Here is a 13,806-nt window from a genome sequence, read left to right as displayed (position 1 = left end):
CCGCCGAGGAGGACGAGCGCCGTCCCTATGACCGGAAGAATCCACCTCATGGCGCGCGTTCGCCTCCTCTGTAGACCGGAATCGCGCCAGCTTATCTAGACTTTCCCAGGTCAGAGCCCATACAGCGCGTACGGGGGACAGCATGTTCCGAGAGCTCTACCCGATTCTCAGCACCACCCGCATGCCCGATATGATCCACTTTTACCGCGACCTGCTCGGCGCCCGGCAGACCTACCGGTTCCCGGACGAGGGCACGCCCGCCTACGTCGGCCTCACGCTCGGCACCGGCTCCGAGTTCGGCCTCGCCGCAACCGACGTCGCACCGCCTGCCCGGCGCCACATCGACCTGTGCGTCTACGCCGACGATTGCGACGCGGCCGTCGCCCACCTGCGCGCACACGGCATCACGATCACCGAGGAACCCGCCGACCAGCCCTGGGGCGAGCGGCTGGCCCGCGCCACCGACCCGGACGGGAACCCGCTGGTCATCCTGTCCCGCCTCTGAGGGGTTCGCTCAGCCACCCACCGAACTGGCAGGAAGGCCGGCCACGGCCGACCGGTGCCCGCGGGAGCACTTGGAACTCAGCCACCCGGGAAGCGGGAAAATGATCTAGATCTTGAAGTTGCCCAGGAGGGCCGAGCGGACGTCCGCCCAGATGTCGTCGTTCGCCGCGACCAGCAGGCCCTTCTTCGGGTCCGTGACCTGGAACTCCGTGCCGTCGAGACGGCGTGCGACGCCGCCGGCCTCGCGGGTGAAGAGCACGCCCGGCGCGTGGTCCCAGGGCAGCGTCTTCCAGAACAGCACGAAGTCCTGGACGCCGCTGACCACGTCGGGATATTCCGCGCCCGCGCAGTGCTGGCTGGGCAGGATCGCGGCGACGTTGCCGGCGCGCATCTCGATCTCCGCGGCCATCTCGTCCGGCAGGTACTTCAGCATCACGGCGCCGCGCAGCTCCGTCGCCGGCACCGGATCGGCGCGCGTGGTGACCCGGGTGCCGTCGACCCAGGCGCCGGAGCCACGCTCCGCGACGGCCATCCGGTCGCGGGTGACGTCGAGGATCCAGCCGGCGCAGAGGTCGCCGTCCTGGATGAGCGCGGCCATCACCGCGAACGGCGTCTTCCCGCACGCGAAGTTGCCGGTGCCGTCGACCGGGTCGACCAGCCAGACCGGGCCGGTCTCGCAGATGCGGCGCAGCAGGCCCGGGTCCTCGGCCACGCTCTCCTCGCCGACCACGGTGGAGCCGGGCAGGATGCGCAGCAGGCCCTCGGTGAGCAGCTTCTCGGAGCGCTGGTCGGCGATGGTGACCAGGTCGCCGGGTGCCTTCTCGTGGACGTCGGACGGGTCGAGCTTCGTGAAGAGCGGAAGCACGACGGTCTGGGCGGCCTCGCGGACGAGGTCGCCGACCTGCTCGATCAGCTCGCTCAAGGCCGCGGCGGCAGCTTCACGACGCTGACGAAGAACTCGTCGATCTGCCGGACCACCGCGATGAAGCGGTCGAAGTCGACCGGCTTCGTCACGTATGCGTTCGCGTGCAGCTGGTAGCTGCGCAGGATGTCCTCGTCGGCCTGCGACGTGGTGAGCACGACGACCGGGATGCGGCGCAGCTTCTCGTCCCGCTTGATCTCCTGCAGCACCTCGCGGCCGTCTCGCCGGGGCAGGTTGAGGTCGAGCAGGATCAGGTCGGGCAGCACCGCGTTCTCGTGCTTACCCTCCTGGCGGAGGTAGGCCAGCGCCTCCGCGCCGTCGGACACGACCGTCAGCCGATTGCGCAGCTTGTGCTCGTCGAACGCCTCCTGCGTCATGAGCACGTCGCCGGGATCGTCCTCGACGAGCAGCACCTCGATCGGGCTCTTGCCGTCGGCCGGAGCGGTCATGCGTTCTCCTCCTGGAGCTGCGGGGTGCCCTGGTCGGAGGGCAGTTCGGCCGCCTCGGAGGCGATCACCGGGAGCGTGAACCTGATCGCGGTGCCACCGGTGTAGTCCGAATCGATCCAAATCCGGCCACCATGGTACTCGACGATCTTCTTGGCGATGGCCAGTCCGATTCCGGTACCGGGGTAGGCGTCCTTCGCGTGCAGCCGCTGAAAGATCACGAAGACCTTGTCCGCGAACTCGGCCTCGATGCCGATGCCGTTGTCCTCGCAGCTGATCTCCCACTGGTCGCCGACCTGGCGGGCCCGGATCTCGACGCGTGGCGGCAGCTCCGGCTTGCGGAACTTCAGCGCGTTGTTGACCAGGTTGGCCAGCAGGTTGGTGAGCAGCGGCTCCTCGCCCCGGATGGTGGGCAGGTCGGTGTAGACGATCTCGCCGTCCGCGTACTCGCGGGCCGCGTCGAGCTGGCCGCTGACCTCGTCCATCACCTTGTCCAGGTCGACCTCGGTGAAGCCGGCCGTGATCCGGCCGATCCGGGAGAACGCCAGCAGGTCGTTGATCAGGCGCTGCATCCGCTGGGCGCCGTCGACCGCGAAGTAGATGTACTGGTCGGCGCGCTCGTCGAGCTTTCCGCCGTAGCGCCGCTGCAGCAGCTGGCAGAAGCTGGCCACCTTGCGCAGCGGCTCCTGCAGGTCGTGCGAGGCGACGTAGGCGAACTGCTCCAGGTCGCGGTTGGACCGGGTCAGCTCCTCGTGCTGCTCCTCCAGCTGCTTGTTGGTGGCCTCGATCGCGGCGCGCGCGGCGATCACCTCGGCCAGGTCGGCGGCGATCTTCCGGCGCATGCCGTCGATGTCCGCGGCGAGCGCGGCCAGCTCGGGCACACCGGAGCCGGAGATCTTGTGCTGGTAGTCGCCGGCCGCGACCAGCCGGGCCTCGGCCGCGAGGTCGGTGACCGGTTTGATCACGAACCGCTCCAGCAGGACCAGCAGCGCCGCGCCGGCCACGATGATCACCGCGGCCGCCAGGACCAGCAGGAAGATCAGCAGGTTCGCGGTGGACTGCGTCCTCTCGGCGAAGACGTTCCGCAGCGTGAAGATGTCCTCCTGGAGCTTGTCCAGGTCGGCACGGAGCACGTCGAACCGCTGCCGGCTGCCCTGGTCGATGATCTGCTGCGCCTGGGCGCCGTCGCCGGCGCGGACCGCGGCGATCACCGGCTCCGCGATCGTGGCCCGCCACGCCTGCGAGCCGGCGTCGACGGCCTCCAGCTGCTGGCGCACGGCGGCGTCCTCGGCGCTGTCGCCGAGCAGCCCCCTGATCTCCCCGATCAGTCGCTGTTCGTCATCGAGACCCTCCTGGTACGGCTTGAGGTCCTCGTCGTCCGAGGTCAGCACGAAGCCGCGGACCGCGGTCTCCTGGTCGAGCAGCGCGCTCTGCAGGCTCTGACCGGCGACCCGCATGGGCCCGGTCTTCTCCAGGATGACCCGCAGCCCCTCACGGTTCTCGGCCGCCGTGATCGCGGCGATCGCGGCGAGCGCACCGAGGATCACCGCCACCACGACCGTCAGCGCGATCGCCCGCGTCCGCAGCGTCCAGCCCTTACCGGTCGCCATCAGCGACCCCTCCCCCGCGAGATCAACAGCATGGCGACGTCGTCGGCGAGCGCGCCGCCGTTCAACTCCTCCGCGCGTCCGACCAGCCACGGCGGCAGCTCGGCGAGCGGGATGTCGGTGGCCGGCGGCTCCGCGAGCAGCCGGCACAGGCCGGAGACGTCCAGCCGCTCGGTGCCCTGGCCGATGTGGCCCTCGATCAGGCCGTCCGTGTACATCAGGATCGACCAGTCCTCGGACGGGAACTCGATGTCGAACGACCGGACCGGGCGCGGGCTGACGCCGAGCAGCAGACCGTTGGGCGCCGGGATCGGCTTCACGTCGCCGCCGGCGAGCAGCAGCGGCTGCGGGTGCCCGGCCAGGCGGACCGTGGCCCGGTTCGCGTCCAGGTCCAGCTTGATCGCGGCGACCGTGGTGAAGATCTCCGGCAGCCGGCGCTCGCTGATCAGCACCTGCTCCAGCGCGGGCAGGATCTCGTCGTCCGGCACACCGGCCACGACCAGCGCGCGCCAGGCCACCCGGAGCTCGACGCCGAGCGCGGCCTCGTCCACGCCGTGCCCGCAGACGTCGCCGACGATCAGCTGGAGGTGCCCCTCCGCGGTCTGCACCACGTCGTAGAAGTCGCCGCCGATCAGGCCCCGGCTGCGGCCCGGCCGGTAGAACATGTGCACGGCCGCCTGCTTGATGTCGCGCAGCAGCGGCTGGGGCAGCAGGCCGCGCTCCAGACGGGCGGACTCGGCCTGACGCAGTTCGGCCTCGCGCAGCCGGAGCGCGTTCTCGTCGGCGCGCTTGCGCTCGACCGCGTAACGCAGCGCCCGGGTCAGCAGCACGCCGTCGACCTGGCCTTTGACCAGGTAGTCCTGTGCGCCCTCGGCGACCGCGTCGACGCCGAGGTGCTCGTCCTGCCGGCCGGTGAGCACGCAGACCGCGGCCCGGCCGGCCATGGTCAGCACGCGGCGGAGCCCGTCCAGGCCCTGCGCGTCCGGCAGGCCCAGGTCGAGCAGGATGCAGTCGACGCCGGAGATGTGCGCCTGCGCCTCGGTGAGGCTGCGCGCCACCTGGAGCTCGACGGCCGCGTTCGCCTCGGCGAGCAGCTCACCGACCAGGAACGCGTCGCCCTCGTCGTCCTCGATGAGGAGCACGTGAAGGCGCCCGGCCACAGCGGGCGGGGCGCCGTCGCGGGGCAGTCCCCGCGTCGCGGGCGGGACACTCATGCCCCGACCTCACTGTTTTGGGTCACCGCTACTCGTTCCGGGTGTTGGGCGGGAGAAGCATCGCTGATCGTGGCCCAAACCGCGCGGACGCACAACACGTCTGTACGGCTCATGACGGGGGCGTCGCTCCCCAGGATCGGATGTGCTCGGCGCGCGCCGCGAGCGTCGCACCGAAGATGCCACCCACCGTGCCGCAGTCGTAGCAGGTCAGCGATGCGTCGAGGCGGCGTGAGCCGCAGGAGGGGCATCGACCGCGGTCACCGGGATCGGTGTAGGCGTCCAGCGCGGCGGCGAGCGCCCGCGCGGTGTACGCGGTCAGATCGGCCCGCAGCCCCGCCACCTGCACCGTGGCGACCGGGTCGTGGCCGGGCGCGGTGTCGTACGGCTCGACCCGTTCGAGGAATCGCTCGAGCGCGGCCGCGAGGTCGGGGATGCGCGACATGCGTCCACGCTAGGGCACCGGCCCCCGCGTTCCCCAGCGGGGCGTCCCGGGAGCGGTCGGCATACCGCTCCCGGGACGCGTCCTTCACCCGCAGACGGTGCCGTTCAGCCGGAAGTGGCCGGGCGCCGTGGCCGCGCCGTCACCGGTGAGCCCGAAGGTCACGGTCGCACCCGGCTTGATCACCGCGTTCCACGGGTACGCCGCGGCGGTGACGCTCGTCCCCTTCTGGGTGACCTGCGCGCTCCACGACCGGGCGACGGACGATCCGGCCGGGAGGTCCCAGCCGAGCCGCCAGCCGTCGATCGCGGTGCGGCCGGTGTTCTTCACGGAGACCTGCGCGGTGAAGCCGCCCGGCCAGGTGCCGTGGTTGCGGTACGTGACGTCGCAGCTCTGGGTCGAGCCGGCGAACGCGGCCATCCAGGCCAGCGGCGCGTTCCAGTTGATGGTCAGTTCGTTCGTGGCCCAGCTCTCGATGTCGTCGATGTAGCAGAACTGAGCCGCGCAGCCGGTGAGCAGCCGCTGCGCCACCGGGTCCTGGATGTCCGAGTTCGGCCCACCGGCGAGCGTGCCCGGCGGCGGGTTCGGCAGGTCCGGGTTCAGCTGGCGGGCGTACCAGCGGCTGTGCTGGTTCTCCGAGTCCTGCTCGCCGTAGCCGGTCACGTAGGACTGGCCGAGCGCGTTGCGGCCGAGCACGTAGTCGAAGCCCTGCAGCGCGCCGTCCCGGAACCGCACGTCACCGCTCAGGTCGTACGCCACGGCCAGCACGATCGCGTTGTTCAGCACGCTGCTGTTCGAGCCCCAGTCGAAGCGGTGGTTCGCCGGGTCGTAGGTCAGCCCGAACGCGGACCCGGCCTGGATCGCCAGGTACCTCTCCGCACCGGCCAGCACGGACGCGCGGACCCGGTCCCGGTCCGGCAGCGCGTTCGGCACCGCGGCCAGGTCGAGGCGGCCGAGCTGCGCCACGCTGCCCCAGCTGAAGCCGCGCTCGTCCCAGATGTCCGCGGTGTGCAGCGGCGAGTTCAGCAGATAGTCCCGGAACGCCGGCTCGCCGGTGGTGATGTACAGCTCGGCCGCGGCCCAGTAGAACTCGTCCGTGACGTTGTCGTCGCTGTACGCCCCACCGCCGATCCCGTCGGACGCGGGCGCGTAGATCGCCGGGTTGGCGAGCGCGGCCGCCCACGCGGTGCGGGCCGCGGCCAGGTTGCGGGCCGCGAAGGCGTCGTCGTATCCGGCGAACACCCGGGCCGCCTGCGCCGCCGTGGCCGCGAGGTTGAGCGTGGCCGCGGTGGACGGCGCGTGCAGCTCGCGCGGCTGCGGGTCCAGGTGCGGCAGCAGCGGCAGCCCGGTCCAGGCCGCGTCGTGGATCTTGTGGTGTGCCATGCCGGCCCGTTCCTCACCGGCCGGGACCTGCATGCTGAGCAGGAAGTCCTGTTCCCAGCGGGCCTCGTCGAGCAGATCCGGCACGCCGTTGCCGCTCTCCGGGATGGCCAGCGCGCCGTCGCGGTGCAGCGCCGGGGCGCGTTCGAACTCGCTCAGCAGTTGGTGCACGGAGATGCCGCCGTTCACCACGTACTTGCCGTGGTCGCCGGCGTCGTACCAGCCACCGGAGACGTCCAGCGTGTAGTCGCAGACGCCGGGCTGGCACGGCACCTCGATGTCGCCCCTGTTCGGCGCGACCTGCACGTGGCCGGCCGGGCGGCCGTAGCCGGGGCGCAGCTCGTCGGAGATCTCGATGCCGCTGCGCTGGGTGTAGTAGAACTTCAGCGCGTCCGTGGCGAGCGTGCCGTAGAGGTCGGCCACGATGTCGAACGGGTGGCTGGTCTCGCCGTCCGCGGTCAGCGTGAATCCCGTGCCGGTGGCCTGGGCCGCGCCGAAGTCGATGCTGTGCACGGTCAGCCCGGAGCTGCCGTCCTCGCCGCGCGGCACGGTCCGCCCGCTCGCTTCTTCGAGGCCGTCGGCGGTGCGCAGTGACCACTCCACCGGGTCGGTCGCGTCCGTGACCAGCGTGGCGTTCTTCGGTCCGGACGGCAGGTAGCCGACCTGGTTGACCTTGACGCGCGGCCCGGTCTCCGGCTCGTACGGCTCCTCCTCGGCGCCGCCGGTCAGTGACACGTCGTCCAGGCAGAGCCGCCACGGGTCCGCGCTGCCGCCGATCTGGAACGCGACCTGCGCGTTCGGCAGGTCGACCGGGGCGGTGAACGTGTACGTGTAGGTGTCGCCGGAGACGTTCACCACCGGCACCTGCGCGAGATACTGCGTCCACGGGTCGACCGGCAGCTGGATCAGCGCACGGACCGGCGTGGCGGGCGTGGCGATGCCGAAGAACGAGAACGCGTAGGTCTCGCCGGCCACCAGCGGAATGTCGTCCTGCCCGATGATCGCGTCCCACGGGTTGACGGTGCCGCCCGGCACGTCCACGCAGAGCCGCCCGTCCACGACGGCCGGTGTCAGGTTCGCGGTGGTCCACCAGGGTGCGGTGAGCCCGTTGTCGAAAGTGCCGTTGACGATCTGCTCCGGCTCGGCCGCCCGTGCCGCGCTCGGGCTGAACACGATCGCGGCGACGAGCGCGCCGCCCAGGGTGCTTCTCGATCTATTCACGCGTTGTCACTCCTTCTGATATTGGGAGCGCTCCCACATGTCAGGCATCGTGACAACTTGTTTCGCGCATGTCAATGGATCGATGTCATGGCGCGCAGAGCCGCCGCGAGCCGGGACGCCCCCTCCGCCAGTTGCGCCGGTGCCGCCAGCGCGAACGTGAGCCGTAGGTGCGGTCCGTCCGGCTCGGCCGCGAACCAGGGCCGGCCGGGCGAGACGACCACGTCACGGGCCAGCGCCTCGGCCGCCAGCGCCGTGTCGTCCACACCGTCCGGCAGCCGCCACCACAGATGCAGACCCCCCGCGGGTACGGCGAGCGTGCGCGCCTCCACCGGCAGCTCCCGGTGCAGCGCCGCGACCAGCGCGTCCCGCCGCTGCCGCAGGTGCAGCCGCAGCGTGCGCCGGTGCCGGGCCCAGGCCGGCGACGTGACGAAGTCCAGCGCGGCCTCCTGCAGCGGGCCGGCCACGAAGAAGTCGTCCAGCACCCGCACCGCGCGCAGCCGCGCGCCGGCCGCACCCCGCGCGCCGATCGTGGCCACCCGCAGCCCGGCCGCGGCCGCCTTGGTCAGCGAGCGCAGGTAGACCACGTGCCCGCCGGGGTCCGCCGCCGCGAGCGGGGGAGGTGGATCGCCGTCGATGACCAGGTCACGGGCGTAGTCGTCCTCGATCAGGAAGGCACCGGCCCGGCGCACCGCGGCCAGCACGTCCGCGCGCCGGCGCGGCCCGAGCGTGGCGCCGTGCGGATTCGCGTAGAGCGGCTGGCAGTAGTAGAGCCGCGCGCCGGTCCGGGCGAACGCGGCCTCCAGCAGTTCCGGGCGCACTCCCTGCGCGTCCGACGGCACCGGCACCACGCGCAGCCCGGCCGCACGGGCGGCCGCGATCGCGCCGAGGTAGGTCGGCGCGTCGACCAGCACCACGTCGCCCGGCCCCGCGAGCGCGCGGAACGCGGTGGCCAGCGCGGACTGGCCGCCCGGGCAGATGCTCATGTCCTCGGCGCGCAGCGCGGACCCGGTCTGGCGGGCGAACCAGGCGCGCAGGTCGGCGCGCCCCTCCACCGGCCCTCGGTCCCAGGACGCCGGGCGCCGGGCGGCGCGGGCCAGCGCGGCGCCGAGCGCGGCGGTCGGCGCCAGCTCGGCGTCCAGGTAGCCACCGGAAAGCGGTATCGCACCGGGTCGTGGAAGCGATAACAATTCCTGCATCGCGTCCTCGCCACCGGGGCGCTCGCCGAGCGCGACCGCCTGCCAGCCGAGATCGTCGCCGACCGGTCCGGCCGGTGCGGCGAGCACGAACGTGCCGCTGCCGGGACGCGACTCGACCAGTCCTTCCGAGGCGAGGCGCCGGATCGCGGCCTGCACGGTGAGCGGCGAGACGCGGTGCCGGGCGATCAGCTCGCGTACCGGGGGCAGTCGGGCGCCGGGCGGCGCGGCGGCCACACGCTGCCGAAGATCTTGGATAACGCCGGCCGCTGCGTTATCGTCCTTCATGAGAGACCACAGTAACGGTATCGCGCGCGGTCCGATAACGGGTGTCGGGCTCGGGCTCCTCGGCGTGGCCTGTTTCAGCTTCTCGCTGCCGGCCACCACGCTCGCGCTCGACGGCTTCGACCCGTGGCTGGTCGGCGTGGGCCGGGCCGCCGGCGCCGGGCTGCTCGCGATCGTCTACCTGCTCGCGGCTCGCGCTCCCCGGCCGGCCGCGAACCATTGGCCCCGGCTCGCGGTGGTCGCGCTCGGCGTGGTCTTCGGCTTCCCGATCTGCACCACGCTCGCGCTGCTCACCTCCACCTCCGCGCACGGCGCCGTGGTGATCGCGGTGCTCCCGGCGATGACCGCGGTCTTCGCGGTGCTGCGCGGCGGCGAGCGGCCACCGGCCGCGTTCTGGGGTGCGAGCCTGGCCGGCCTGGTCGCGGTGCTCGGCTTCCTGATCGCCGGCGGTGGCATCGGCGGCGGGCTGCACACGGCCGACCTGCTGCTGATCGGCGCGGTGCTGCTGGTCGCGCTCGGATACGCCGAGGGCGGCGCGCTGGCCCGCGAGCTCGGCGGCGCCCGCACGATCTGCTGGGCACTGGTGCTCTCGCTGCCGGTCACGATCCCGGTCGCCGGCGTCTCGCTGGCGCTGCACCCGGTGGGCACGCCGTCCGGCTCCGCCTGGTTCGGCCTCGGCTACGTCACCGTGGTCTCGATGTTTCTCGGCTTCTTCGCCTGGTACGCCGGCCTGGCCGCGGGCGGTGTCGCCCGGGTCGGCCAGGTGCAGCTGATCCAGCCGGTGCTCACGCTCGGCTGGTCCGCGCTGCTGCTCGGCGAGGAGGTGAACGGCCTGACCATGGCCACGGCCGCGCTCGTGCTGCTCTGCGTCCTGCTGACCCAGCGCACCCGCACCGCCCGCCCTCTCGCGATGGGCCTCACTCAGTGATCCAGGCGTCGTTCATGTCGCTGGAACGACATGAACGACGCCTGGATCACGGGGCAGGGGGCTCAGCCGGCCGCGCGCCGGTCGGCTCGCTCGTGAATGTTGACCAGGCCCTCGACGCGGCGCAGCGCGTCCTCGTACTCCGGCTGCTGGTGCATGGCCAGCGCCAGCCGCAGGAACGGCAGCGCCTCGGCCAGCCGGCCGCCGCGCTCCAGCGTGCGCCCCAGCACATGGTGTGCGTAGTGGTCGGTCGGGTCGAGCTCGATCAGCGCCCGCAACTGCTTCTCGGCGCCCTTGAGCTGGGCGGACATGAAATAGGAACGGGCCAGGAGCTGCCGCACCGAAGCGTTGTGCGGCTCGGCCTCCACGATCGGCTCCAGCAGACGGGCGGCCCCGAGGGGGTCGCCCGTCTCGAAGTACATCGTCGCCCGCCGGTACTCAGCCAGAAGATCCACAGCCGCCTCCTCCAACCGGGTGTCATGTCAACGCTTCCACAACAACGCGCGAACGGCGACTGTTCCTCGTTAACACTCAGGTCACCCCGTACCCCGGCCGATGGGCGAGAAGCGACTCTCGACCACGGAGGAGGGCTCCCTTGGGTCTGCCCGCGACGCCCTCTGCCGAGACGAGACGCCTGCGCGCGATCGTTGCGATCGCCCGCGCGGTCAACGACGCCGTGATCGACGAGCGCCGCTTCGGCGACCTGGTCGCGCGCACGGTCGCCACCCACGTCGGCGACGGCGCCACGCTCTGGCTCTACTCCCTGGACAACTCCTCGCTGGTACGGGTGGGTGCCGGCCACCGCGACGCGATCTCCGCGATGCTGCTGCGCGAGGGCGCGGCCAGCGTGCTGCGCGGACGCGGCGACGCCGTGGTGGACGCGGTGCTGGACTCCGGCGCCGCGGCCGTGCTCAACCAGGACGAGATGGGCCGGCACATCGCGGAGTTCGACCCGCAGCTCGCCCCCTGGCTGGCGGTGTGCGGCGTGAGCAGCGTGGCCGTGCTGCCGCTCGGCGACGGGGCCTGGCCGTGCGGCGTGCTGATCGCGACGCGGGACGCGGGACGCCCGGCGTACACCGACGACGAGTTCGCCTTCCTCCAGGCCATCGCGGAGACCGCGGCATCGACCGTGAACACCGCGTCGCTGCTGACCGGCTCCGCCGCCGCGGTGGAGGAGCTACGCCGCCAGGCCACCGCGTTCGACCAGCTCTCCGACGTGGTGGTGGCCTGGGACAACGAGGGCAAGGTGATCGGCTGGAACGCGGCGGCCGAGCGCGTCTACGGCTACAGCGCGATCGAGGCGCTCGGCTGCGACGTGCTCACGCTGCTCGACACGCACGTGATCGACCCGGAGACAGGGCGGCGCAGGCCGGCCGAGCGCGCCTACGCGGAGCTGCTGGACTCGCTGACCGGGGCCGGATCCGTGACGCTGGACCTGACCCAGCGCCGCGCGGACGGTGAGACGGTCGCGGTCACCCGCACGCTCACCGGCCTCGCCGACCGGCAGGGCCGGATCATCGGCGTCATCGCGATCGACCACGACCTCGGCGACCGCGGGCCGCGCGAGCGGACCGCACTGCACGACGCGGTCACCGGGCTGCCGAACGCCCGGTTCCTCCGCGACCACCTGGAACGCGTGCTGATCTCCTGGGCCGGCGGCGCCGGACTCGCGGCCGCGCTCGTGATCCAGCTCGGCGACCTGAACACGCTGCTCAAGGGCCTGCCGGCGGATGTGGCCGGGCAACTCGTGAAGGTGCTGGCCGGCAGGCTCGCCGCGTCGCTGCGCCGCGGCGACGTGATCGCCCGGACCGGGGCGGACGAGTTCGTGGTGGTCGCGGAGAGCGTCGGAGACGAGGCGAACGTGGAACGGCTGGCGAAACGCCTGGTCACCGCGGCCCGGCAGCCGCTCGCCGCGGGCGGCCAGACCATGCTGCTGCACCCGGCGGTCGGCATCTCCATGCTGGACGACCGCCAGCCGGTGCAGATCACCCCGGAGGAGCTGATCGGTCAGGCGGCCGACGCGCTCCCGGCCGCCCGCGCCGACCCCGCCCACATCGCCTTCACCGCTCCCACTCCGTGATCCAGGCGCCCCCATGCCGTTCTGGCGACATGGGGGACGCCCGGATCACGGGGGAGTGCGTCGACGCGGGGTGCGCGGAGCGCGGGGCGTCTCGGTCAGGCGGTGGCGGCGGCCTCGGCGAGCTGCTCCGTGTCCGGGGTGATCTGCGGCGTGGAGAGCGAGACCGCGATGTTCACCACCGCGAACGCGGCCGCGACCAGGATGCCCCGGTGGAAGCCGTCGACCAGCGCCTGCTGCTGCGCGACGCCCGCGGTGAGCTGGTCGGTCACGTGCGTGAGCGACAGCGTCGTCACCACCGCGAGCCCGAGCGCGCCGCCGATCTGATAGACCGCGGAGACCAGGCCGGACGCGGCGCCCGCCTCGTGGTTCTGCACCTCGGAGACCGCGGCGATCTGGGCCGGCACGCTGACCGCGATGATCCCGGCGCCGAACAGCAACAGCCCGGGGAGCAGGCCGGTGGCGTACGCGTCGTCCGTGCCGACCAGCGTCAGCAGCAGCAGGCCGGCCACGCTGAGCACGGCGCCGCCGAGCTGGACCGGGCGGGTGCCGATCCGGGTGACCAGCTGGCTGGCCAGCACGGCCGCGAGGATCGCCGCGCCGCCCATCGGCAGGAAGTGCAGCCCGGCCTCGAGCGCTGAGTCGCCGCGCACCTGCTGCAGGTAGATCGCGGTCAGGAAGAACATGGACAGGAACGCGGCCCCGTTCAGGCCGAGCGCCACACCGGACGTGGTCAAGGACCGGGACCGGAACAGCCGCATGGGTACGAGTGGGTCCGCCGAACGCCGCTCCACCAGCACGAACGCGCCGAGCAACAGGACCCCGCCGATCAGGAAGCCGAGCACCTCGGCCGATCCCCACCCGCTGTGCTCCGCGCGCACCACGCCGTAGACCACCGCGAGCAGACCGGCCGTGCTGAGCACCGCACCGGCCAGGTCGAACGTGCGGCGGCCCGGCACGGCGTGCCGGACGTCCCGGACGAAGAACGGCGTGATCGCGACCAGCGCCATCACCAGCGGCACGTTGACCAGGAAGACCCAGCGCCAGTCCAGCGCGTCCACCAGCAGGCCGCCCGCGACCACGCCGAGCGTGCCGCCGAGGCCGGCCAGACCGCCCCAGACACCCATCGCGATGTTGCGGTCCCGGCCGGGCGGGAACGTGACGGTGAGCAGCGCGAGCGCGGCCGGGGACAGCAGCGCGCCGCCGAGGCCCTGCACCGCGCGGGCCGCGATCAGGCTCTCCGAGTTCGGCGCCAGGCCCGCGATCAGCGAGGTGACACCGAAGAGCAGCAGGCCGCCGATGAACAGCCGGCGCGGGCCGAGCAGGTCGGCCGCGCGCCCGCCGAGCAGCAGGAAACCGCCGAACAGCAGCGTGTACGCGCTGATCACCCACTGCAGGCCGTCCGGCGTGAAGTCCAGGTCGGACTGGATGTTCGGAAGCGCCACGTTCACGATCGTCACGTCGAGCACGACGATGAACTGCGCCAGGGCCAGCACGACGAGCGTGGCCCAGGGACTTCGTCTCATTCCGGTAGAGCCTCTCTTCGTCTACGGCGCACGTGTCTACGGCGTACGTATACGTCGTACACGTACT

General features: G+C 72.3%; 12 protein-coding genes. 3 read left to right on the top strand and 9 right to left on the bottom strand.

Translation table 11 applies throughout. From position 1 onward, the window contains the following. Window positions 1-142: 142 nt before the first annotated feature. A complete protein-coding gene (locus tag J2S43_RS37750) occupies window positions 143-505 on the top strand; it encodes a VOC family protein (protein WP_306837433.1) in 363 nt (120 codons plus the stop codon). Between the two features lie 105 nt (window positions 506-610). On the opposite strand, the gene J2S43_RS37745 is transcribed toward J2S43_RS37750, so the two are convergent. The 7 genes from J2S43_RS37745 to J2S43_RS37715 all read right to left on the bottom strand — a co-directional run bounded on the left by J2S43_RS37745 (window position 611) and on the right by J2S43_RS37715 (window position 9,214). After that, window positions 611-1,417: an inositol monophosphatase family protein gene (locus J2S43_RS37745; protein WP_306839725.1), complete on the bottom strand. Its 807-nt coding sequence runs from the start codon at window positions 1,415-1,417 to the stop codon at window positions 611-613. Window positions 1,418-1,422: 5 nt separating this feature from the next. After that, window positions 1,423-1,875 carry a response regulator gene (locus J2S43_RS37740; RefSeq protein WP_306837432.1) on the bottom strand — a complete coding sequence of 151 codons (453 nt, stop codon included), beginning with the start codon at window positions 1,873-1,875 and terminating at the stop codon, window positions 1,423-1,425. Continuing rightward, complete coding sequence (locus J2S43_RS37735) at window positions 1,872-3,482, bottom strand: sensor histidine kinase (protein WP_306837431.1); 1,611 nt, start codon at window positions 3,480-3,482, stop codon at window positions 1,872-1,874. The genes J2S43_RS37740 and J2S43_RS37735 overlap by 4 nt, the downstream gene beginning before the upstream one ends. Further along, window positions 3,482-4,693: a PP2C family protein-serine/threonine phosphatase gene (locus tag J2S43_RS37730; RefSeq protein WP_306837429.1), complete on the bottom strand. Its 1,212-nt coding sequence runs from the start codon at window positions 4,691-4,693 to the stop codon at window positions 3,482-3,484. Before J2S43_RS37730 ends, J2S43_RS37735 begins: the two co-directional genes overlap by 1 nt. Before the next feature lie 109 nt (window positions 4,694-4,802). Beyond that, window positions 4,803-5,135 carry a hypothetical protein gene (locus tag J2S43_RS37725; protein WP_306837427.1) on the bottom strand — a complete coding sequence of 111 codons (333 nt, stop codon included), beginning with the start codon at window positions 5,133-5,135 and terminating at the stop codon, window positions 4,803-4,805. An 84-nt stretch (window positions 5,136-5,219) separates the two neighbouring features. Then, complete coding sequence (locus J2S43_RS37720) at window positions 5,220-7,733, bottom strand: glycoside hydrolase family 9 protein (protein ID WP_306837425.1); 2,514 nt, start codon at window positions 7,731-7,733, stop codon at window positions 5,220-5,222. Between the two features lie 71 nt (window positions 7,734-7,804). Next, the gene (locus J2S43_RS37715; protein ID WP_306837423.1) at window positions 7,805-9,214 is read right to left on the bottom strand and encodes an aminotransferase-like domain-containing protein; all 1,410 of its coding nucleotides are present in this window, start codon (window positions 9,212-9,214) and stop codon (window positions 7,805-7,807) included. Here J2S43_RS37715 and J2S43_RS37710 point away from each other — a divergent pair. After that, window positions 9,213-10,139: a DMT family transporter gene (locus J2S43_RS37710; protein WP_306837421.1), complete on the top strand. Its 927-nt coding sequence runs from the start codon at window positions 9,213-9,215 to the stop codon at window positions 10,137-10,139. The genes J2S43_RS37715 and J2S43_RS37710 overlap by 2 nt on opposite strands. Window positions 10,140-10,201: 62 nt before the next feature. Here the strand turns inward: J2S43_RS37710 and J2S43_RS37705 are convergent, their stop codons facing one another. Continuing rightward, complete coding sequence (locus J2S43_RS37705) at window positions 10,202-10,591, bottom strand: tetratricopeptide repeat protein (protein ID WP_306837418.1); 390 nt, start codon at window positions 10,589-10,591, stop codon at window positions 10,202-10,204. Window positions 10,592-10,731: 140 nt separating this feature from the next. On the opposite strand from J2S43_RS37705, the gene J2S43_RS37700 reads away from it, so the two are divergent. Next, window positions 10,732-12,216 (top strand): sensor domain-containing diguanylate cyclase, encoded by a 1,485-nt coding sequence (locus tag J2S43_RS37700; RefSeq protein WP_306837417.1) that lies wholly within the window; start codon window positions 10,732-10,734, stop codon window positions 12,214-12,216. A gap of 95 nt (window positions 12,217-12,311) precedes the next feature. Here J2S43_RS37700 and J2S43_RS37695 read toward each other — a convergent pair whose 3' ends face one another. Beyond that, entirely contained in the window at window positions 12,312-13,739 is a 1,428-nt protein-coding gene (locus J2S43_RS37695) for a DHA2 family efflux MFS transporter permease subunit (RefSeq protein WP_306837415.1), read from the bottom strand. Between the last annotated feature and the right edge of the window lie 67 nt (window positions 13,740-13,806).

This window comes from Catenuloplanes nepalensis, assembly GCF_030811575.1.
Lineage (GTDB): Bacteria > Actinomycetota > Actinomycetes > Mycobacteriales > Micromonosporaceae > Catenuloplanes > Catenuloplanes nepalensis.
Note: the sequence above shows the minus strand (reverse complement) of the source record. Positions and strands in the feature narration are given on the sequence as shown.